The sequence below is a fragment of the Streptomyces sp. LARHCF249 genome (genome assembly GCF_052871255.1).
In genome coordinates this window covers 832,418-852,253 of record NZ_JBIXJQ010000001.1, presented here as the reverse complement: position 1 = coordinate 852,253, position 19,836 = coordinate 832,418, and the positions used below count along the sequence as shown (strand labels likewise).

19 protein-coding genes are annotated in these 19,836 nt (G+C 73.8%); 16 read left to right on the top strand and 3 right to left on the bottom strand.

What is annotated here, in order from left to right; genetic code table 11:
- Positions 1-147 precede the first annotated feature (147 nt).
- From ACIPUC_RS04110 to ACIPUC_RS04090, 5 genes are all read left to right on the top strand, one after another.
- A complete protein-coding gene (locus ACIPUC_RS04110; RefSeq protein WP_446586621.1) occupies positions 148-1,116 on the top strand; it encodes a tellurite resistance/C4-dicarboxylate transporter family protein in 969 nt (322 codons plus the stop codon).
- 67 nt (positions 1,117-1,183) lie between these two features.
- Complete coding sequence (locus tag ACIPUC_RS04105) at positions 1,184-1,633, top strand: VOC family protein (protein WP_446586620.1); 450 nt, start codon at positions 1,184-1,186, stop codon at positions 1,631-1,633.
- Positions 1,630-2,316, top strand: coding sequence for an epimerase (locus tag ACIPUC_RS04100; protein ID WP_446586619.1), 687 nt, complete (start codon positions 1,630-1,632; stop codon positions 2,314-2,316). The genes ACIPUC_RS04105 and ACIPUC_RS04100 overlap by 4 nt, the downstream gene beginning before the upstream one ends.
- Positions 2,317-2,373: 57 nt before the next feature.
- A complete protein-coding gene (locus tag ACIPUC_RS04095; protein WP_446586618.1) occupies positions 2,374-4,635 on the top strand; it encodes a phosphatase domain-containing protein in 2,262 nt (753 codons plus the stop codon).
- 9 nt (positions 4,636-4,644) lie between these two features.
- The gene (locus ACIPUC_RS04090) at positions 4,645-4,995 is read left to right on the top strand and encodes an NTP pyrophosphohydrolase (protein ID WP_446586617.1); all 351 of its coding nucleotides are present in this window, start codon (positions 4,645-4,647) and stop codon (positions 4,993-4,995) included.
- A 15-nt stretch (positions 4,996-5,010) separates the two neighbouring features.
- On the opposite strand, the gene ACIPUC_RS04085 is transcribed toward ACIPUC_RS04090, so the two are convergent.
- Positions 5,011-5,472, bottom strand: coding sequence for an SH3 domain-containing protein (locus ACIPUC_RS04085; protein WP_446586616.1), 462 nt, complete (start codon positions 5,470-5,472; stop codon positions 5,011-5,013).
- A gap of 274 nt (positions 5,473-5,746) precedes the next feature.
- Between ACIPUC_RS04085 and ACIPUC_RS04080 the strand changes: the two genes are divergently transcribed.
- The 6 genes from ACIPUC_RS04080 to ACIPUC_RS04055 all read left to right on the top strand — a co-directional run bounded on the left by ACIPUC_RS04080 (position 5,747) and on the right by ACIPUC_RS04055 (position 12,703).
- Positions 5,747-5,902, top strand: coding sequence for a hypothetical protein (locus ACIPUC_RS04080; protein WP_446586615.1), 156 nt, complete (start codon positions 5,747-5,749; stop codon positions 5,900-5,902).
- 222 nt (positions 5,903-6,124) lie between these two features.
- Positions 6,125-7,351, top strand: coding sequence for a sensor histidine kinase (locus ACIPUC_RS04075; RefSeq protein ID WP_446586614.1), 1,227 nt, complete (start codon positions 6,125-6,127; stop codon positions 7,349-7,351).
- Positions 7,326-8,009, top strand: coding sequence for a response regulator (locus tag ACIPUC_RS04070; protein WP_446586613.1), 684 nt, complete (start codon positions 7,326-7,328; stop codon positions 8,007-8,009). The genes ACIPUC_RS04075 and ACIPUC_RS04070 overlap by 26 nt, the downstream gene beginning before the upstream one ends.
- A gap of 51 nt (positions 8,010-8,060) precedes the next feature.
- Positions 8,061-8,435, top strand: a complete 375-nt coding sequence (locus ACIPUC_RS04065) for a YbjQ family protein (protein ID WP_446586612.1) — start codon at positions 8,061-8,063, stop codon at positions 8,433-8,435.
- A gap of 152 nt (positions 8,436-8,587) precedes the next feature.
- Positions 8,588-12,028: an endo-alpha-N-acetylgalactosaminidase family protein gene (locus ACIPUC_RS04060; RefSeq protein ID WP_446586611.1), complete on the top strand. Its 3,441-nt coding sequence runs from the start codon at positions 8,588-8,590 to the stop codon at positions 12,026-12,028.
- A gap of 48 nt (positions 12,029-12,076) precedes the next feature.
- Positions 12,077-12,703 carry a class I SAM-dependent methyltransferase gene (locus ACIPUC_RS04055; protein ID WP_446586610.1) on the top strand — a complete coding sequence of 209 codons (627 nt, stop codon included), beginning with the start codon at positions 12,077-12,079 and terminating at the stop codon, positions 12,701-12,703.
- A 6-nt stretch (positions 12,704-12,709) separates the two neighbouring features.
- On the opposite strand, the gene ACIPUC_RS04050 is transcribed toward ACIPUC_RS04055, so the two are convergent.
- Positions 12,710-13,582, bottom strand: coding sequence for a helix-turn-helix domain-containing protein (locus ACIPUC_RS04050; RefSeq protein ID WP_446586609.1), 873 nt, complete (start codon positions 13,580-13,582; stop codon positions 12,710-12,712).
- 32 nt (positions 13,583-13,614) lie between these two features.
- Entirely contained in the window at positions 13,615-14,601 is a 987-nt protein-coding gene (locus ACIPUC_RS04045; protein ID WP_446586608.1) for an EamA family transporter, read from the bottom strand.
- Positions 14,602-14,630: 29 nt separating this feature from the next.
- On the opposite strand from ACIPUC_RS04045, the gene pdxR reads away from it, so the two are divergent.
- The 5 genes from pdxR (at position 14,631) to ACIPUC_RS04020 (ending at position 19,791) form a co-directional block, all read left to right on the top strand.
- Positions 14,631-16,121, top strand: coding sequence for a MocR-like pyridoxine biosynthesis transcription factor PdxR (pdxR, locus tag ACIPUC_RS04040; RefSeq protein WP_446586607.1), 1,491 nt, complete (start codon positions 14,631-14,633; stop codon positions 16,119-16,121).
- 51 nt (positions 16,122-16,172) lie between these two features.
- Positions 16,173-16,601, top strand: a complete 429-nt coding sequence (locus ACIPUC_RS04035; RefSeq protein WP_446586606.1) for an LAETG motif-containing sortase-dependent surface protein — start codon at positions 16,173-16,175, stop codon at positions 16,599-16,601.
- Positions 16,602-16,609: 8 nt separating this feature from the next.
- Positions 16,610-17,284 (top strand): RNA polymerase sigma factor, encoded by a 675-nt coding sequence (locus tag ACIPUC_RS04030; RefSeq protein ID WP_446586605.1) that lies wholly within the window; start codon positions 16,610-16,612, stop codon positions 17,282-17,284.
- On the top strand, positions 17,281-17,778 hold the full coding sequence (locus ACIPUC_RS04025) for a hypothetical protein (RefSeq protein ID WP_446586604.1): 498 nt from the start codon (positions 17,281-17,283) through the stop codon (positions 17,776-17,778). The genes ACIPUC_RS04030 and ACIPUC_RS04025 overlap by 4 nt, the downstream gene beginning before the upstream one ends.
- A gap of 435 nt (positions 17,779-18,213) precedes the next feature.
- On the top strand, positions 18,214-19,791 hold the full coding sequence (locus ACIPUC_RS04020) for an AbfB domain-containing protein (RefSeq protein WP_446586603.1): 1,578 nt from the start codon (positions 18,214-18,216) through the stop codon (positions 19,789-19,791).
- Positions 19,792-19,836 lie beyond the last annotated feature (45 nt).

The window sequence follows — 19,836 nt, the reverse complement described above, 5'->3', positions numbered from 1 at the left end:
AAACGTTAGGTATGCCTAATTGCTCTGGCAAGATCGGGTTCCGGCCACCGGCCGAGCGGTGGCGAGGCTACCCCGCGGCCGCGGGACGACGCCGACGGCGCGCGGAGGCGACCGGCGCGGCCCCGTCCGCTGGCGGCCCGCGGAAGGGTGGGGTCCGCTGGAGGAGTGAGCCCCCCTCCCGATCGCGGCTGGTGGACCGGTCTCCCGCCGGCGGCGGGAGCCGCCGTGATGGCCGCCGGCATCCTCTCCGTCGGCCTGCACCTGACCGGGTACGAGGCCCTCTCGCTGGTGGCACTGGCCCTGTCCGGGGCGCTGTGGCTGGTTCTCGCCGCCGACTTCACGGCCCGCCTGCTCGGGGACCGCGGAAGGTTCCGGGCCGAGGCCGACACCCCGGCCGCGCTCACCGCCGTCGCCGCCACCACCGTGCTCGGCACCCGCCTCTCCGCGCTCGGGTGGCAGAGCGCGGCCGCGGCGCTGCTGGCGCTGGCCGCGGCGCTCTGGCCCGGGCTGCTCGCGGCCGTCGTACGGCACTGGCGCCGGCGCATGCCGGGGGCGGTGTTCCTCGGCTGCGTCGCCACCGAGGGGCTGGCCGTGCTCGCGGCGGTCCTGGCCGCCGCCGGCCACCACGACTGGCTGGCCCGGGCGGCACTGGCCGCCTTCTGCCTGGGGCTGCTGCTCTACGGGGTGGCCCTGGTCCGCTTCGACCTCCGCGAGGTCATCGGCGGAGCGGGCGACCACTGGGTGGCGGGCGGCGCGCTCTCCATCTCCGCCCTGGCCGGCTCCAAGCTCACGGCGTCACCCGTTTGGACCGGTGCGGTGCACACGGCCCTGCGGGCCGCCACGCTGACGGCCCTGGCCCTCTCCCTCCTCTGGTACGCCGTCCTGCTCGGCGCCGAACTGCGCCACCCCCGCCCCCGCTACGACATCCGGCGCTGGGCCACGGTCTTCCCGCTCGGCATGACGGCCACCGCCTGCCTCTCCGCCGCGGACCCGACCGGCCTGCCCCCGCTGCGCCCGCTGGGCGAGGTCCTGCTCTGGATCGCCGTGGGCGCCTGGCTGCTGACCTGCGCCGCGTTCCTCGCCACCCGCTGGACCGCCCACCGCCGCCACGCGTGACACGCCGCCACTGCGGGCACGCCCCGTTCCTGTGGCAGCGGTGGTCCGCGCTCAGTAGGGTCCCGGCATGGCCTATACGTTCCAGGTGACCGTCGACTCCGCCGACCCGCACACCCTCGCCGACTGGTGGGCCGACGCCCTCGGCTGGGAAGTGGAGCCGAGCGACGAGGCGTTCATCCGCCGCATGGTCGCCGAGGGCCGGGCGACCGAGGACGACACCACCACCCACCGCGGCACCCTCGTGTGGAAGCTGGGCGCCGCGATCCGCCACCCCGAGGGCCTGGAGCGCGCCCCCCGGATCCTCTTCCAGCTGGTCCCCGAGCCCAAGACCGTCAAGAACCGCGTCCACCTCGACGTCCGCATCGGATCCGACGACCCGAAGAGCGTCGTCGACCGGCTGCTCGCCAAGGGCGCGACCTTCCTCCACGACGGCCGGGTGGGCCCCTCGGCATGGACCACCCTCGCCGACCCGCAGGGCAACGAGCTCTGCATCACCCACCAGACGGACTCCGCGTGAACGTCATCCTCTTCGGCGCCACCGGGATGATCGGCCGGGGAGTGCTCCGCGAATGCCTGCGCGACGACTCCGTCGACAGGGTCCTCGCCATCGGCCGCACCCCGCTCGGCCTCACCCACCCCAAACTGCGCGAACGCGTCCAGGAGGACCCGTCCGACCTCTCCGCCCCGGAGCTCGACCTGGCCGCGTACGACGCCTGCTTCTTCTGCCTGGGCGTCTCCTCCGTCGGGATGAAGGAGGAGGCGTACCGGCGCGTCACGCACGACCTCACGCTCGCGGTGGCCCGCCCCCTCGCCGCCGCCAACCCCCGCCTGACCTTCGTCTACGTGTCCGGCGAGGGCACCGACAGCACCGGGCAGGGCCGGTCCATGTGGGCCCGCGTCAAGGGGAGGACCGAGAACGACCTGCTCCAACTTCCCTTCCGGGCCTACATGTTCCGTCCGGGTATCGTCCAGCCGGTGCGCGGCGTGCCATCCAAGACCCGGCTCTACCGCACGCTCTACGCGGTCACCGCACCCCTGATCCCGCTCGTCCGCCGGATCGCGCCGGACCTCGTCATCACCAGCGAGGCGCTGGGCCGCGCCATGATCGCCGTCGCCTCACCCGGCACCGAGGTCACCGGCCGCATCCTGCGCCCGAAGGACATCAACCGCCTGGGCGCCCCCGCGACCAGGCATAATTGAGTACCGGGCAGACCCTCCCGCACGAGAGAATCAGCCATCTCAAACCGGGAGGAACCCATGAGCCAGGACCGCCTGACTCTCCATGACCTGCTGCCCGCACAGGCACTGGCGGACTCGATCGACGCCGGGTACGTGACCCGCAAGTCGCACCCCGAACTGCCGCTGTCCATCTACACCTACACGCGGACGGCCCAGTACGAGCGCGTCTGGAACCAGGTCACCACGCGCTGCCGCGGACTCGTCGCCGACGACACCACCGGCGCGATCGTCGCCCTGCCGCTGCCGAAGTTCTTCAACGTCGGCGAGCACGAGTCGGGCCAGCCCTACGCGCCCGCCCTGCCGGACGAGCCGTTCGAGGTGTACGAGAAGGTCGACGGCAGCCTCGCCGTGGTCTTCCACTACGCGGACCGCTGGCGGGTCGCCTCCAAGGGTTCCTTCACCAGCGCCCAGGCCACCTGGGCGCAGCGCCTCCTCGACACCCGGGACACCACGGGGCTGCGCCCCGGAACCACCTACCTCGCCGAGATCCTGTACCCCCAGAACCGCATCGTCGTCGACTACGGCGGCCGCCGCGACCTCGTCCTCCTCGCCGCCTTCGGCGCGGACGGGACCGAGGTCCCGCTCGCCGAGGCCGCGCCCCACTGGGAGGGGATCGGCTCCGTCGTCACCCTCTGGCCCGCGATGCCCCTCGACGAGCTGATCGCGCTCACCGAGTCCAGCACGCTGCCCGGCGGCGCCGCCGCGAACGGCATGGACGCGGAGGGCTTCGTGCTGCGCTTCGCCTCGGGCGTGCGCGCCAAGGCCAAGCTGTCCGAGTACGTACGGCTCCACAAGGTGCTCACCGGTGTCACCGAGCGGGACATCTGGCGCGGCCACGGCATCCAGCGCTTCTCCGCCCTGCCCGCCAAGCAGCTCGCCCAGAGCCTGAACTGCACGGTCGCCGACATCGAGGCCTCCGGCGGCAAGCCGCTCGACGCGCTGCTGGAGCAGGTGCCCGACGAGTTCGACACCTGGGTGCGCGAGGTGATCGACCGGCTGGAGGAGGAGGCCGCCCGGCACGAGCGCGCGATCGACGAGGCCTACGCGGGCCTCGTGCACCTGGCCGGCGACCGGGGGGCCTTCGCCCGCGCGGTCAACGAGCTGGGCGACCGCACGGTCCGCCCCGCGATGTTCATGCGGCTCGACGGCCGGCCCACCGAACTCACCACGTGGCGCCAGGTCCGACCGGAGACCGCCGACCCGTACATCACCGACGAGGAGAACCAGACCGTGTCCGAGGAGAAGCGCGCGCCCGCGCCCGCTTCCGTGCCCGCGCCGAAGGCGGCGCCGCGCGTCCCGGCGCCCGCGGCGGACCGGCCGGTGGACGTCGCGGCGCAGGAGCCCCCGCTGCCCGTCGTCCACCTCATGACCGGTCTGCCGGCCTCCGGCAAGACCACGGCGGCCCGCGCCCTGCAGGCGCAGGCCGGCGGCCGGATGCGCCGGGTCAACCTGGACGACCTGCGCAGCATGCTCGACCTGCCGGACCCCGAGCGGGGCCGGTCGTGGGCGCACGAGCAGACCGTGCTGGCCGTCCAGGACGCGGCGGTCCGCGCGGCCGTCGAGGGCGGCTTCGACGTGGTCGTCGACAACACCCACCTGACCAGGCACATCCCCAAGCGGCTCAAGGCGGCGGTCGGCGGCCTCGCCACGTTCGTCGTGCACGACTTCACCGACGTCCCGCTGGAGGAGTGCCTGCGCCGGGACGCCGCCCGGGAGAACCCGGTCGGGGAAGAGATCATCCGGATCCTCGCCGACAAGCACCGGCAGGCCCGCAAGGGCGGCTGGCGGCTGACGGCGGAGTGGCTCAACGGCACCGCCTCCGGGGCGGGGATCCCGTCCGTGACGGAGTACGTGCCCGACCCGGCCCTGCCCGCGGCGGTGATGTGCGACATCGACGGAACGCTCGCGCTGACCGGCGACCGCGGCCCGTACGACTTCTCGCGCTGCGAGCTCGACCTGCTCAACGAGCCGGTGCGCCGCGCCCTGGACGCCTTCCGGCGGGCCGACGGCGACGTGATCGTGCTGCTGTCGGGGCGGAGCGAGGAGCACCGGCCGCAGACCGAGTCCTGGCTGCGGCGGCACCGGGTTCCGTACGACGAGCTGTGGATGCGCGCGGCCGGCGACACCCGCCGCGACGACGTGGTGAAGGCGGAGCTCTTCGACGCGCACGTCCGGCACCGGTACGCGGTACGGGTCTCGCTCGACGACCGGGACCGGGTGGTGGCGGTCTGGCGCCGGATGGGCCTGCCCACCTGGCAGGTCAACTACGGCGACTTCTAGGGCGCTTCGATGGGGTACGTGCTGATCGTGGACGGCGCGAACGTCGTCGGCTCGGTACCGGACGGCTGGTGGCGGGACCGGCGGGGCGCGGCCGAGCGGCTGCGCGACCTGCTGGCGGCGCGGGGCGGCGACGAGGAGGTCATCCTCGTCGTCGAAGGCGCCGCCCGGGGCGTCGCGTCCGTTCCCGGCGTACGGGTGGCCCAGGCGCCCGGCAGCGGTGACGACCTGATCGTGGAACTGGCCGCGGCCCATGCGGACCGCGGCTGTGTGGTGGTCACGGCCGACCGCGCACTGCGCGAGCGGGTCCGGGCGTACGGGGTGCGCTGCGTGGGGCCGCGCACCGTACGCCCGGACCGCTGACCGGATCGTGCGGGGTCAGCGGCAGTAGCGCACGGAGGTGAGGTTCTTGACGTAGCGGGCCGCGACCCAGCGCTTGTGGCCGGCGGCGGCCCTGTCGCTGCTGTCGGCCGTGGTGCTGCCCGGCCAGCCGCCGTTCTCGTCGGAACCGTTCTGGTCGGAGTGGTCCTCGCTGTACAGGCGGTACCACAGGCGGTTGCCGTCGACCGACTCGCCGTACTTCTTGCACCTGATCTCGACCGTGCGGTTCGGGTAGACCTCCCCGACGATCCGCGAGTCGGTGGTCGGCTTGCTGCGGACCTTCAGCGGGCCGTGCGAGACGACCTTGCCGATCGCGTGCCGTCGGACCTCGGCCACGTTCTGCTGCGACGCGGTGTCTGCCATCGGTTCCTCGTCCGCGACCGCGGCCCCGGCCCCGACCAGGCCGAGCACCAGGCTTCCGGCGGCGAGAGCGAGGATGGTCCTGGTGGGCTTCAGCATGAGCCGGCTCCTCTACGAAGACATCCGCCCGGCCGCGGCGCGCGGCACGGGGCGGCAACCTGGCGGTTGCCAGGGACGACTATGGCGACGGCGGCGCGATTCGCGGGCGCGACTCACCGCGTTTTAGCCCGATATGCCCAATCTGTACCTCCGTCGGGCGGAGCAGGCGTTTTCGCTTCCGGGGCTGCCCCGGCACCCGCGAAGTGCCCGGCGGTCGAGTCAAGCCCCCTTCATCACCGCGCCGTTGGGTCCGGTGAGCGGTCAGGGGGCGGTCATGCGGCGTGCGGCGACCCCGCCGACCCCGCCGCCCCCCGGGCCGCCCCCCGGGCGGGCCAACGGCACCCACACGGGCGCGGGCCTGTTCTTCTACGAGGTCGCCGCGGCGCGCTTCCGCCCCCTCGGTACCCGCTCCACCGCCTGGCCGGCCTGACCCCGCGGCGACTGCCCACGCGCGAGCGGGGCCGTGCCCGCCCCCGAACGGGCACGGCCGCGCGGCGGGGGCCCCGGGGGGAGAGGCCGTGCCGGCCGGTGAACCGGCCCTGTGAACCTACGGGCGGGCCACCACCGGCCGCGACCGTCCACGGGTTGAATCCGGCCTACCCCAAGGGGTGGCGACCCTGTACAACCAGGGGTGTACACAAGGGGGATCGACGTGCAGCTGTCCGCACATCCGGCGATGGTCCGGATCCGCGCCGCGCTTCCGGCCGTCGGCGAGATCGTATGGGCCGCCGGATCGATGTGGATGTCGTCCACGCTGCTCCACAACTGGCCCGATCCGCACGGCTACTGGCGCGACACCGACGCGCTCGCCTACGCCCTGCTCGCCGTGATCTACCTGCCGCTGGTGCTCCGCCGCCGCTACCCCGTGGCGGTCCTGCTGAACACCGGGCTCTGGGTCGGCGTCTACTTCACCCTCGGCTACTACCACGTGGTCGCCGCGTGCGGGGTGCTCACCGCCCTGTACACCGCGGCCTCCTGGTGCCCCCGCCGGGTTTCGGCGAAGGCCGCGGCCGGGGCGCTCGCCGTGCTCCTGTGGGGCACCCGGCTCGCCGAACCGGGCGTCGTACCGATGAGCATGGCCTTCGTCACCGTCGCCACCGTCGTCTGCTGGGTCGCCGGGGACGGCTCCCGCCGGCTGCGCGAGCTCACCCGGCAACTGCGCCTGGAGCAGGAGGAGAAGGCCCGCCGGGCCGTCGTCGAGGAACGCATCAGGATCGCCCGCGAACTCCACGACGTGATCGCGCACCACGTCTCGGTGATCTCCGTGCAGAACGGCCTCGCCTCCTACGTGCTCTCCTCCGACCTGACGACCGCCCGCAAGGCCCTGGACACCGTCGGGGACAGCGCCCGCGAGGCCCTGGCCGAGATGCGCCGGATGCTGCTGGTGCTCCGCGAGGAGGGACCGGAGCCGGCCCCGGAGGAGCACCACGGCCGGGTGGCCGGGCTGGGGCGGCTCGACGAGCTGGTCAGACGGGTCGGCGAGGCGGGGGTGCCCGTGCGCGTACGGGTCACGGGGACGGCGTACGACCTGCCGCCCGGGATCGACCTGTGCGCCTACCGCGTGGTCCAGGAGGCCCTGACCAACGTCATCAAACACGCCCGCGGGGCGCGGACCACCGTCGGGGTCCACTACGGCGCTGACGAGGTCCGGGTGCGCGTGGACGACGACGGCCGGGGTCGCATACCGGCCCGCGTACCGGCCGGACCGGGAAGAACTGCCGGTCAGGGGTTGATCGGTATGCGCGAGCGGGCGACGATCTACCACGGCACGGTGACCGCGGGGCCGACCCCCGGGGGCGGCTTCGAAGTCAGCCTGCGGATCCCCGTGCCCCGACCGGGAGGGGAAGACGCGGATGCCGTCCGTGCTCGTCGTCGATGACCAGTTCCTGATCCGGTCAGGACTGACCGCCCTGCTCACCGCCGCTCCCGGCTTCGAGATCGCGGGCGAGGCGGCCGACGGCGAGGAGGCGGTCCGGCTCGCCGCCGAGACCCGGCCCGACGTCGTCCTCATGGACATCCGGATGCCCGGCACGGACGGGATCGCCGCCACCGAGCGGATCGTGGCCGCACGCGGGGACGGCCCGGACAGCCCGGACGGCCCCGACGGCGGACCCAAGGTGCTCGTGCTCACCACCTTCGACTCCGACGAGTACGTCTTCCGCGCCCTGCGGGTCGGCGCGAGCGGGTTCCTCCTCAAGGACACCCCGCCCGACCGGCTGCTCGCCGCCATCGCCACCGTGCACGCCGGGGAGATGCTGTTCAGCGCCCGGGCCCTGCGCGGACTGATCGACACGTACGCCGCCCCGGTCGTCCGCCGCCCGCACCCGGGGCTGGACGCGCTGACCCCGCGCGAGCGCGAGGTGCTCGGCCTCGTCGGCGCCGGCCTCCCCAACGCCGCCATCGCCGAGCGGCTCGTCCTGAGCGCCGCCACCGTCAAGACCCACGTGCACCGCTGCATGAGCAAGCTGGGACTGTCCAGCCGCGCCCAGGCGGTCGTCGTGGCCCACGAGTTCGGTCTCGCTGCCCGAATGCCCTGATCGCGGCCGCTCCGGATGCGGGCGGCGGCGGGCCGGGCGAGAGTGGGTGCCATGGGTATCGAAGACTACGGCGGCGGGCCCGGGGCCGAGCAGACCGGTGTGCTCGTCGTGACGACCAACGACGTCCCCGGCTACCGGGTGGAGCAGGTCATCGGGGAGGTCTTCGGGCTCACCGTGCGCTCCCGCCACCTGGGCAGCCAGATCGGGGCGGGCCTGAAGTCGATGGTCGGGGGCGAGCTGAGGGGGCTGACCAAAACCCTGGTGGAGACCCGCAACCAGGCCATGGACCGGCTCATCGAGCAGGCGAAGGCCCGGGGCGCGAACGCCATCCTGATGATGCGCTTCGACGTGACCGACGCCGCCGCCACCGGGACCGAGGTGTGCGCCTACGGGACTGCCGTCATCCTGGTCCCGGCCTCTGCCTGAGCTCCGCGCACACCTCCCGAGCACGTAAGTCCAGGACGGCGCTCCGCTTTGTCCATGGGCCTGTCCGGTCGCGGTCCGCAAGCTGTCAGATCAGTGAGCGGACCGCTTCCGAGCGGTCTTCCGCCAAGGAAGCGCCGACTCCCGGAGGTCCGATGCGAACCCCCCTCTGGCCGGCCGCAGCCGCGGTGGCCGGCCTGGTCGCCACCCTGGTCGTGGCCGCCCCCGCCGCCCCCGCCGCGGCGGCCGCACCCGTGACGATCACCTCGCCCGAACTGTCCGTCAGCGTGGACAGCGGCTTCCCCCGCGTCATCGGCTACACCCGCCGGGCCACCGGCGACGTCCTGCACGGCAACGAGGATCCGCTGAACACCGTCCTCGTCAACGGGACCAGCCACACTCCCACCGTGACCTCGACGGCCTCCGCCTCGGGCGTGGACTACGCACTCGCCTTCTCCGGAGTGACCATCAGGTCCCGCCTCTCGGTGGCGGGTTCGGTCGTGGAGTTCAAGGTCACCGCGATCGAGGACACCGCCGCCCTGCGCGTACGGACCCTCGCGATCCCCGACCACCACCTCGTCAGCGTCCGCAGCGACCAGCCGGGCGCCGCGCTGGCCACCGCGAACATGCACACGGCCACCACCGGCACCGGCGACACCTTCACCCCCGTCACCGCCACCACCCCCGTCGACCCCGCCGCGACCACCGTGATGTACGGCCTGGCCAACACCGGGAAACTGGCCGCCGCCATCGACTCCAACTCCCTGTACGACACGCCCTCGGGCGGCACCGCGCGGGAGAACGGCCGGATATCCAAGCGGGTCACGGACCAGGGCGGCTACCGCCGCGCGGGCCTGTGGAGCGGAGCCTGGCTGTACCGGGCCGCGGGCGCCGCCGACACCGATACCGAGCCCCTGCCGTACGTCCGCGTCGCGATCACGGCGGACCGCAACGCGGACTCCGCCGTCGACTGGCAGGACGCCGCCGTCGCGTACCGCGACATCTGGACCCCGCCGACCGGCTGGCAGGACACCGCCGACCGGGTCGTGCAGCGGATCCCCTTCAACTTCGCCTCCCAGGCCACCCACCCCTTCGCGCAGACCCTCGACGAGACCAAGCGGGTCAACCGCGCCACCGACGGCCTCGGCCAGTTCGTCCTCCTCAAGGGCTACGGCTCCGAGGGCCACGACTCCGCGCACATGGACTACAAGAACATCGGCTCCAAACTCGGCGGCGCCGTCGACCTGAACACCCTCACCACCGCCGGCCAGGCCTACAACGCCGACTTCGGCGTGCACGTCAACGCCACCGAGGAGTACCCGGTCTCGGCCACCTTCGACCCGGCCCGCCACAGCGGCGGACTCGGCTGGGACTGGCTCGACCAGTCGTACTACGTGGACACCCGGAAGGACGGCCAGTCCGGGCACCGGCTGAAGCGGCTCCAGGACCTCAAGGCCGCCGCCCCGGGCCTGGACTTCCTCTACGTGGACGTCTGGTACGGCGACGGCTACGTCTCGCGCAGGCTCCAGCGCGAGATCAGCGGCCTGGGGCTCCAGCTGACCACCGAGTTCCCCAACACGCTGACCGAGCAGTCCCTCTGGCACCACTGGGCCACCGACGTCAATTACGGCGGCAGCGACCTGAAGGGCATCAACTCCACCATCGCCCGGTTCATCGCCAACCACGCCAAGGACGACTGGATCGCCCGCAGCCCGCTGCTCGGCGGCGCCGAGGTCACCGCGTATGAGGGGTGGCAGGGCAAGAAGGACTTCACCGCCTTCCTGAACACCACCTTCGCCGTCAACCTGCCGACCAAGTACCTCCAGGAATCCCCCATCGTGAAGTGGACCGCCGACACGGCCACCCTCGCCAACGGCACCACCGCCACCACCGCGGGCGGCAAGCGCCGGATCACCACGGCCGGCCGCACCGTCCTGTCCGGGGACGCCTACCTGCTGCCCCGCGACGGCAAGCTCTACCACTGGAACGACAAGGCGGGCTCCACCACCTGGACCCTGCCCGCCGGCTGGAGCGCCCCCAAGCTGTACCAACTGACCGACACCGGCCGCCGGCCGGCCGGCGGACTCACCGTGGGCCCGGGCGGCCAGGTCACCATCAACGCCGCCGCCCGCACCGCCTACGTGGTCACCAACGGCACGGCGCCCGCCCCGGCCGACCCCGCCTGGGGCGAGGGCACCCCGGTCAAGGACCCCTCGTTCTACTCGGGCAGCCTGAACGCCTGGACCGTCACCGGGACCGGCGCCGCCGTCACCCGCAACGCCCAGGGCCAGAGCGAGCTCACCTTCGCCCCCGGCACCACCCCCGCCGTCTCCCAGCAGCTCACCGGCCTGGCCCCGGGCACCTACGCCGCCTCCGTATGGGTCTCCACCCCCGCCGGCCGGGCCACCACCCTCACCGTGGCCCCCGCCGGCGGCGCCGCCGCCTCCGTGTACGCCGACTCCTCACCGCTGACGAACAGCCTCGGCGGCAGCGAGAAGAACGGCACAAGGATGCAGCGCATGAAGGTGCTCTTCGACGTCCCCGCCGGGCAGTCCACCGCCACCCTCGAGCTGTCCGCCGCCGCCGGATCGGGCACGGTGTACTTGGACGACGTCCGCGTGGTCCGCTCCGCCCGCACCCCCCTCGCCGGGCACTGGTTCGCCGAGGACTTCGAGAACACCGACGCGGGCTGGGGCCCCTTCGCCTTCGGCGGCGCGGGCGGCTCGGCCACCGACCCGCGCACCCACATCGCCCAGCGCAACGCCCCGTACACGCAGGCCGGGTGGAGCGGGAAGCTGGTCGACGACGTGATCGGCGGCCAGAATTCCCTCAAGTCGCACGAGGAGCGGACCGGACTGGTCTACCGCACCCTGCCCCAGACCCTGCGCTTCACCGCCGGCCGCTCCTACAAGGTGACCTTCGGCTACGAGACCGGATTCAGCGGCGACTACCAGTTCATCACCGGATCCGGCACCACCGAGACCGCCGGCGCGCTGAACCAGGCCCGCACCCCCACCACCTTCACCAAGACCTTCACCGCCGGGGCCGACGCGTGGATCGGCGTACGCAAGATCACCCCCGAGAACTCCCACAACGAGGCCGACCTGATCCTCGACGACCTGACCGTCGACGACCTCGGCCCGGTCGGCGGCGGTGAACTCCTCGTACCACAGGGACAGATGAGCGTGAAGGCCGTCGACAGCCAGGAGACCGCCGGCGAGAACGGCAGCGCCGCCAACGTCCTGGACGGCGACGGCTCCACCATCTGGCACACCCAGTGGTACGCCGCCACCGCGCCCATGCCGCACGAGATCACCCTCGACCTCGGCGCCTCCTACAACGTCTCCGCCCTCCACTACCTGCCCCGGCAGACGCAGAGCAACGGCCGGATCGCCGACTACCAGGTGTTCACCTCCACCGACGGCGTCACCTGGGGGACCGCGGCGGCCTCCGGGACCTTCCCGGACACCACCGCCCAGCAGGACGTCTCCTTCACGGCCCGCACCGCGCGCTACGTCCGGCTCAAGGCCACGCGGGAGGTGGACGGCAACCCCTGGACCGCGGTCGCGGAACTGAACATCGGCTACCGCCCTTGAACCAGGCTCCCTTGTACGGTGGTCCCCCGGAGACGAAGGGGCGGTCCCATGGGTCAGCGCAAGTCGGCGGCAGAGGTGTTCGACGAGCTGGGCGAGCGCTACGAGGCGGCGTTCGGACAGCTGCCCGGTCAGCTCGAAGCCCTCGACTGGCTCATCGGACGGCTGCCCGGCGGAGCCCGGGTGCTGGACGTGGGCAGCGGCACCGGACGGCCCACCGCCGAGGCACTGGACCGGGCCGGCTGCGCCGTGACCGGCATCGACGTCTCGGCGGCCATGGTCGAACTGGCCCGCGCCAGGGTCCCGGGGGCACGCTTCGAACAGGCCGACGTGCGCACCTACACGCCCGAGCCGGGCGGGTTCGACGCGGTGTGCTCCTTCTTCCCGCTGCTCGTGATGGACCAGCCGGAGGTCGCGGCGGCACTGGACCGGATGGCGTCCTGGGTCGCGCCGGGCGGGTACTTCGTGATGGCGACGGTCCCGGGCGACATCCGGGGCCTCGACATCGAGTGGATGGGCCACGAGGTCACCGTCAGCAGCCTCTCCACGGAGGACCACCTGGCCCGGCTGACGCAGAGCGGCCTGGAGGTGCTGCACCACCACACCGCCTCCTTCCGTCCCGCCGACGGCCTCGGCGTCCCCGAGGAGCACCTCTTCTGCTACGCCCGGCGGCCGTGACCGGGCTCAGCGGATCGGACCGCGCACCGACTGCTGCGCCCGGAACCGCACGGGCGCCATGCCGACCCGGCGGCTGAACAGCCGGCTGAAGTAGGACGCATCCTCGTAACCGACCCGCCGGGCGATCCCGGCGACCGGCAGGTCGGTACGGGCGAGCAGCTCCTTCGCCCGGCTCAGCCGGATCCCGAGGAGGTACTCCTTGACCCCCTCCCCGGTACTGCGCCGCACCGCCCAGCGCAGCTGGGGCAGCGGCATCCCGAGCCGGGCCGCGTGCTCGGCCACCGATATCGGCAGCAGGGCGTCCCGGGCCAGGGTGTCCATCACGGTGTCCCCGTGCCGGGACACCTCGGCCCGGGCGTAGCGCAGCGCCACCAGCAGCCCGTGCACGGCGGCCGCGGCCTCGACCTCCAGCAGCGGGCCGCCGCGCCGGGCGGCCCGTACGATCCCGTCGACCACGTGCTGCACCCCGGCCGTCCCGCTCAGCGGCACCAGCGGCCGGTCCGGGGTCACGTAGCCGAGGTCGGTGTACGCCTCCACGCTGCTGCCCGCGAAGTCGACGAAGCACTCGTCCCAGCCGGTCCGCGGATCGGGCCCGTAGTGGTGCTCCACCCCCGGGACCAGCCACAGCAGCGCGGGCGCGGTCACCGGCTGGGCCGGCCGGCCGCCGTGGCTGAACCAGCCCCGGCCGCGCGTGACCACCACGGCGACGTGGTGGTCGAGGAAGCGCGGCCCCACGACCGGCAGTTCGCCCTGCTGCACCCCCACCCCCAGGCAGACCAGGCCGAGTCTGCGGTGGTTGGCGGTGGGGGAGAAGTACCGCATCCAGCTGCTGTACGGGGCACTGCTGTACGGAGGACTGCTGTACGAGGGCGTCGCCATCTGCGGATTGTGATCCACAAGGCCCGGCGCCCTCAAGGGGAGGCGGGCTCCCGCCGGGGGAGCGGCGCGGCGGTGCGGCGCGCCGGCCGAAGCCCCGCCGCCAGCCCGGCGATGACCACCACCAGGCCCAGCCACACCGCCGGACCCGGGACTCCGCCGCCGGTGAGGACCCCGGTGCCCGCCGCGGCGAGCGGCGCGATTCCCGTCAGGAGTCCGGCCCGGCCGGAGCCCACGGCGGCCACCGTGCGGTACCAGAGCAGGAACGCCACGGCCGTCACCAGCACGGCGAGGTACGCGGCGGCCGCCCACTGGGCCGCGCCGAGTTCCCGCAGGCCGGCGGGATGCTCGAAGCACAGCGCGAGGCCCGCCAGCATCACCGCGCCCATCCACACCGCGTGCACGGACACCCCCCACGGGCCGTGCCTGCGCAGCACCGGCACCGCGAGCAGGGTGAACCCGGCCTCGCAGCCCAGCGCGAGCGCCGCCCAGGCCAGCCCGGCGGCGTCCGTCCGGCCCGTCCCCTCCACCAGGACGGCCCCGGCCACGACGACGGGCGCCGCCAGCAGCACCTGGCGACTGGGCCGCCGGCCCTCCAGGAACGGGCCGATCAGCCCCAGCAGAATCGGTACGGAGGCCACCGCGACGGCGATGACGGCCGGTTCGGCGTGCGCGACCCCGCGTACGACGGCCACGTTGAACAGCACCAGCCCGGTCGCCGCGACCCCGGCCAGCCACAGCCACTCACGGCCGCGCGGCCGCAGCAGCGGCACCCGGGCGGCCCGGGCCAGGGCGAGCAGCAGCAGGGCCGCGGCCGCGTACCGGACGGCCTGCACGGCGAACAGCGGGACGTCGACGAGGGAGTGGGAGACGGTGACGCTGCTGCCCACCAGCGCCATCCCGATGATTCCGGGCGCCAGGTCCCGGAAGGCGACGGACGGGGAACTCGCGGCGCTCACCGCTTTCACGGCATGCGCCTCATGCGCGGCCTTGACCGGGTTCGTGGCTTTCATGCTCTTCATGCCGTCCAGCCTCGCGGCACAATGGTCCGGTGAGCAGGTCCAATGAAGGCGCGAAGCAGGGGTCCAAAAGCGGATCCGACTTCCTCCAGCTCGACATCGGCCAGGCCCCGCCCGGCGGCCGCACCGACTGGCTGGCGGGCCGGCTCCGCGCCGCCATCGCCGACGGCACCCTGCCGGTCGGCAGCCGGCTCCCGGCCAGCCGGGTGCTCGCCGCCGAACTCCGCGTCTCCCGGGGGCTGGTCACCGAGGCGTACCAGCGGCTCGCGGAAACCGGCCAGGTGTCCGGGCGCGGCCGGGGCGGCACGGTCGTCGTCGCCGCCCCGCCGCCGGTCGCCGCGCCCGCCGCCGCCCCCGCCCGCGGCGGGCTCGTCGACGCCCTGCGGGCGGTGCCCTGCCGGATCGACCTCTCGCCCGGGGTGCCCGACCTGACCGCCTTCCCCCGGACCGCCTGGCTCCAGGCCGAGCGCCGGGTGCTCGCCGGGCTCACCCCCGCCGACTTCGGCTACGGCAACCCGCAGGGCGCGCCCGCGCTGCGCGAGGCCGTCGTCGGCTGGCTGGCCCGCAACCGGGGGATCCGCGCCGACCCCGACGAGGTGGTGGTCGTCGCGGGGGTCGCCCAGGCGCTGGGGCTGCTGGCGCAGGTCCTGCGGGAGGACGGGGTGCGCCGCGTCGCGGTGGAGGACCCCGGTTCGCTCGGGGCCCGGCAGCAGCTGGAGTACGGGCGGCTGAAGACGGTTCCCGTACGGGTGGACGGGCTCGGGCTGGACGTGGCAGCGCTCCGGGCGAGTCGGGCCGGGGCGGTGCTGCTCACCCCGGCGCACCAGTTCCCGACCGGGGTGGTGCTCGACGGCGAGCGCCGCCGGGACCTGCTCGGCTGGGCGGCCGACGGGGGACTGGTCATCGAGGACGACTACGACGCCGAGCACCGCTACGACCGGGCCCCCGTCCCCGCGCTGCGCGCCCTGCTGCCGGAGGGCGTCTGCTACGCCGGGAGCGTGTCCAAGCTCCTGGCCCCGGCCCTGCGCCTGGGCTGGCTCCTGGTCCCGCCGCGCCTGAGCGAGGCCGTGACCACCGCCAAGCGGTACGCCGACCTCGGCAATCCGGTCCTCGCCCAGCTGGTCCTCGCCCGGCTGATGGACTCGGGGGAGCTGGAGCGGCACCTGCGTTTCGTCCGGCGCCGCCACCGCCGGCGCCGCGACGCCATGCTCCGGGCCGTCTCGGACCGGCTGCCGGGGGCCCGCGTGCACGGCGCGGCCGCGGGGCTGCACCTGATGGTCACCTTCGACGGCGCCGACTTCGACGACACCGCCCTGGCCTCGGCGGCCCTGGCGCTCGGGGTCAAGACCCACCCGCTGTCGTGGCACCGCCTCGCCCCGGGCCCGCCGGGCCTGATCCTGGGCTACGCGGCGGGCTCCGCGGGCGAGATCGAGGAGGGCGTCGCGACACTGGGCACGGCCCTGCGGAAAATTCTTCCGGATCGGCGGCAACCTCGCCGGGGGTCGCGCGTCGTGCGGGGGTGAAGGGTGCGGTTCCGTGCCCTGCCCTCGACCCGACCGTGGAGAACCACCGTGATGAACCTGAAGCGCGTCCCCCGCACCGTCCGGCGGGCGGCCGTCACCGCGGCCGCCGCCGGGGCGGTCGTCGCCCTCGCCGGACCGGCGTCCGCCGCGGGGGGCTCCGCCGCGTCCGCGCCCGGGCCCGCGCCCGCGTCGAGCGCGTCGCCGAGTGCCGCGCCCACCCCGTCCGTCAGCGTGCCCGGCAGCGCCCAGCCGAGCGCGGCCCCGAGCGCGGCCCCGAGCACCGCCCCGACGAAGGCTCCGAGCGCGGTGCCGAGCGCGGCCCCCAGCGGCGCCCCGCAGCCCTCGGTTTCGCCCGCCGGGCCCGAGCTCGCCCATACTGGCTCCTCCGCGACCACCGCCGCCCTGGGGGCCGGAGCCGCCGGCCTCGTCGCCGCCGGCGCCGGGACCCTGTATGCCGTGCGGCGCCGCGCCAACGGCTGAGGATTCCCGTGCTCCACCTCGCACCACCCGTCGGCCCCCTCACGCCCGGTTTCGCCCGGGCGTGGCGGGGCCTGTGGTCGTTGCTGCGCCGCGACCGTTCCGCCCAGGCCGCCGGGCCCCGGCCGTACGGGGGCTCGTACGGAGGCCCGTACGCGGGCCGGTTCGGCCATGACACCCCTGGCGGCCCGGGAGACCAGCCGCCCACGGTCACCGCGCTCTACCACGCGCACCGGCTGCGCATGGTCCGGCTCGCGGTGCTGCTCGTCGACGACCCGGCCACCGCCGAGGACGTGGTCCAGGACGCCTTCACGGCCCTGTACCGCCGCCACGGGGAGCACATCGGCGAGGTGGACAACGCCCTGGGCTACCTGCGCACCGCCGTGGTCAACACCTCGCGCTCGGTCCTGCGCCGACGGCGGACCGCCCGGGCCTGGACCCCGCCCGCGCCGGCCGACGTACCGTCGGCGGAGGCGCACGTGGTCCTGGACGAGGCGCACCGCGAAGTGCTCGCCGCGCTCGGCCGGCTGACCCCGCGCCGCCGCCAGGTGCTGGTGCTGCGGTACTGGGCGGACCTCAGCGAGGCGGAGATCGCGAGCACCCTCGGGATCAGCCGGGGAGCGGTGAAGTCGAACGCGAGCAGGGGCCTGGACGCACTGGAACGGATTCTGGAGGGACGGGTATGACGTACGGCGAACGCCCCGTCGAGCGCAGGCTGCGGGCGGCCCTGGACGCCCGTGCGGCCGGGATCACCGTCCGCGAGCTGCGCCCCGCCGATCCGCCGGGGCCGCACGTACGGAGGTTCCCCGTGCTGCGGCTGCGCAGGCTCGGGCTGCCCCTGGCCGGGCTGGCCGCGACCGCCGCGGCCGCGGTGGGCTACCTCGTCCTCGCCCCGGACCCCGGACCGGTCCGCCCGGTGCCGCCCGCCGCCCCGCCCGAGATCGGCTCCCCGACCCCGACACCGACCCCGACGCCGACGCCGTCCACGACTCCGCGGCCGAATTCCGTGCCGAACTCGGCGCCGGGCCCGGAACCGAGCGCCTCGCCCTCCGCGGCGCCGACCCTCACGGGAGCCCCGCTCCCGCCGTCGAAGTCCGCGACCCCCTCGGCGGCCCAGCCCGCGAACCCCGGCTCCGCACCGGCCTCGGTGTCCCCGAGTCCGTCCCCCACGACCGGCTGAAAAGCGACGGAGTATAACCCGTCAGTAACATACAAATCCTGGTGTGTACCAGCCCACACCTTGCCCTTGTGTCCTGTCGCCGACGGGCGGTCAAGGCCGTTCGGCGACGGGCCGGCGCTCCCGGAGCCGGTGTGCCGACTGGGTGGGGAGGGCGCGGGAAGGGCGGAACGGGTCGGCGGGCCCTGGCTCTTCCCCCGTGCGTGAAATCAGGGCATTTCGCACTACCTTCCGGCTTTCGCTGCCCCGCTCAAGGCTGATTTCAGCGGAAAGTTGACTGAAAACCCCTCAATAAATCGCCAGATTGGCGGCAACCGGGCGGGAGCGGTCAATTCCGTTTTGACTGACCTTTGGTGATCTTCAAGACTGCGCCCACCGACCATCCCGCACGCATGGGGAACTGCGTGCGGGACCTAGCAGGGGGAAACCGAAAGCAGAATGAAGAAGAGCTACTCGATCTCCCGTCGCATGTCGAAGGCCGTGACGCGCGGGCTCGTGACGGCCACCGCGCTGGCCGCCGTCAGCGGCGTGGCCGCGCCGCTCATCGCGCTCGCCGCCCCGTCGGCCGCCGCGGCCGCCGCCGGGATCGGGACCACCGACAAGCAGCGCGTCGACGCCGCTGCCGTCGTGCGCCTCGACCCGAGCCCGGACGTACTGCTGCTCAGCGACATCGACTTCGTCCATGCCCTCTGGCAGAAGGCCCGCGACGGCGGGGAGGCCTTCGATGCCGTGCGGCTGGCCGCCGAGGGCGCCATGATCAGCGACGTGGCCGACGAGCACGTCGCGTTCATCGCCGCCGGCATCCACGAGGCGTATGCCGTCGACAAGCAACGCGAGAAGGACAAGGCCGACGCCGCCCGCGACGCCCGGCTCGCCAAGTCCCAGGCTCTGATCGCGGTGGGTATCCCGAACAGCCCCGACCTCCTCGACCTCAGCGACGACAACTTCATCCGCGCCGTGATGCGGCACGAGGCGGCCGGTCCCGAGGTCCGCGCCGCCGCCGCGACGGCCCTGGCCGGCGACACCGCCGCCTGGCGGGAGTTCATCACCAACGGCGCCCGCGAGGCCCACCAGCGCGACGTGGCCAAGGAGCTCAAGGAGCTGGAGGAGCGGAACCGCGAGGAGGCCGAGCGCCGCAAGGAGCAGGCGGCCCGCGCCAACGCGGCCGCGCTGTTCCGCGTCACGGCGAGCGAGGCCATGCTGGTCCTCAGCGACGACAACTTCATCCGCGAACTGCTGCGCGTCGCACCGGCCGACGCCAAGGAGAGCGAGCTGTACGCGGCGGCGCAGCGCGCGGTCCTCAGCCCTGACCCGGCCGTGTGGAAGCAGTTCATCCACACCGGCGCCGTAGAGGCGTACAAGAAGGACGACGAGGCTCGCCGCAAGAAGATCGCCGATGCCAACCGTCTGCTCGTCACGCAGATCCGGGCCGCCGCGGAGAAGACCGGCGTGAACCCGAACCTGGTTGCGGCCGCGAAGACGGCGCTGGCCGGCAGCGACGAGGCCGTCGCGCAGTTCCTCAAGGAGGAGAGCCTCTACCGGGCCAAGCGGCAGACGCTCCAGCCGGTGAACGCCAAACTGCCCGGCTTCGCCATCCGGCAGTCCGGTGTCGACGCCGGCGAGGCGTTCATCGCTCCCGTGTCCGCCGGCTCCAAGCAGGCCGACCGCGAGGACGCCACCTGGGTCGTGGTCCCCGCCCTGGGCGGTCAGCCGAACTGCTACTCCTTCGAGTCGGCCCGCAAGCCCGGCCACTACCTGATGCAGAAGGACCTGCGGGTCCGGCTGACCGCCAGCGACAACAGCGCGCAATTCCGCAAGGACGCCACCTGGTGCGCGAAGAAGCCCCTGGTCGGCTCCGGTACGTCGTTCGAGTCGGCGGGCCAGCCGGGCCGCTTCCTGCGGCAGTACCAGGGCGACTTGTACGCGGCCGACAAGAGCGGCAAGAACCGCGGCGACGCGGAGAAGGACTTCGCCCTGGACGCCACCTGGAAGGTCGCCACCCCGCTCGCGCGCTGACCGCAGCCGCAGCCGCAGCCGCAGCAGAATCCTTTCCTTCCACCT

Coding starts and splice junctions, on each gene's coding strand:
- ACIPUC_RS04105 (WP_446586620.1), top strand. CDS start 1,184: ATGGCCTATACGTTCCAGGTGACCGTCGACTCCGCCGACCCGCACACC.
- ACIPUC_RS04095 (WP_446586618.1), top strand. CDS start 2,374: ATGAGCCAGGACCGCCTGACTCTCCATGACCTGCTGCCCGCACAGGCA.
- ACIPUC_RS04090 (WP_446586617.1), top strand. CDS start 4,645: ATGGGGTACGTGCTGATCGTGGACGGCGCGAACGTCGTCGGCTCGGTA.
- ACIPUC_RS04085 (WP_446586616.1), bottom strand. CDS start 5,472: ATGCTGAAGCCCACCAGGACCATCCTCGCTCTCGCCGCCGGAAGCCTG.
- ACIPUC_RS04080 (WP_446586615.1), top strand. CDS start 5,747: ATGCGGCGTGCGGCGACCCCGCCGACCCCGCCGCCCCCCGGGCCGCCC.
- ACIPUC_RS04070 (WP_446586613.1), top strand. CDS start 7,326: ATGCCGTCCGTGCTCGTCGTCGATGACCAGTTCCTGATCCGGTCAGGA.
- ACIPUC_RS04065 (WP_446586612.1), top strand. CDS start 8,061: ATGGGTATCGAAGACTACGGCGGCGGGCCCGGGGCCGAGCAGACCGGT.
- ACIPUC_RS04060 (WP_446586611.1), top strand. CDS start 8,588: ATGCGAACCCCCCTCTGGCCGGCCGCAGCCGCGGTGGCCGGCCTGGTC.
- ACIPUC_RS04055 (WP_446586610.1), top strand. CDS start 12,077: ATGGGTCAGCGCAAGTCGGCGGCAGAGGTGTTCGACGAGCTGGGCGAG.
- ACIPUC_RS04050 (WP_446586609.1), bottom strand. CDS start 13,582: ATGGCGACGCCCTCGTACAGCAGTCCTCCGTACAGCAGTGCCCCGTAC.
- ACIPUC_RS04045 (WP_446586608.1), bottom strand. CDS start 14,601: ATGAAGAGCATGAAAGCCACGAACCCGGTCAAGGCCGCGCATGAGGCG.
- ACIPUC_RS04035 (WP_446586606.1), top strand. CDS start 16,173: ATGAACCTGAAGCGCGTCCCCCGCACCGTCCGGCGGGCGGCCGTCACC.
- ACIPUC_RS04025 (WP_446586604.1), top strand. CDS start 17,281: ATGACGTACGGCGAACGCCCCGTCGAGCGCAGGCTGCGGGCGGCCCTG.
- ACIPUC_RS04020 (WP_446586603.1), top strand. CDS start 18,214: ATGAAGAAGAGCTACTCGATCTCCCGTCGCATGTCGAAGGCCGTGACG.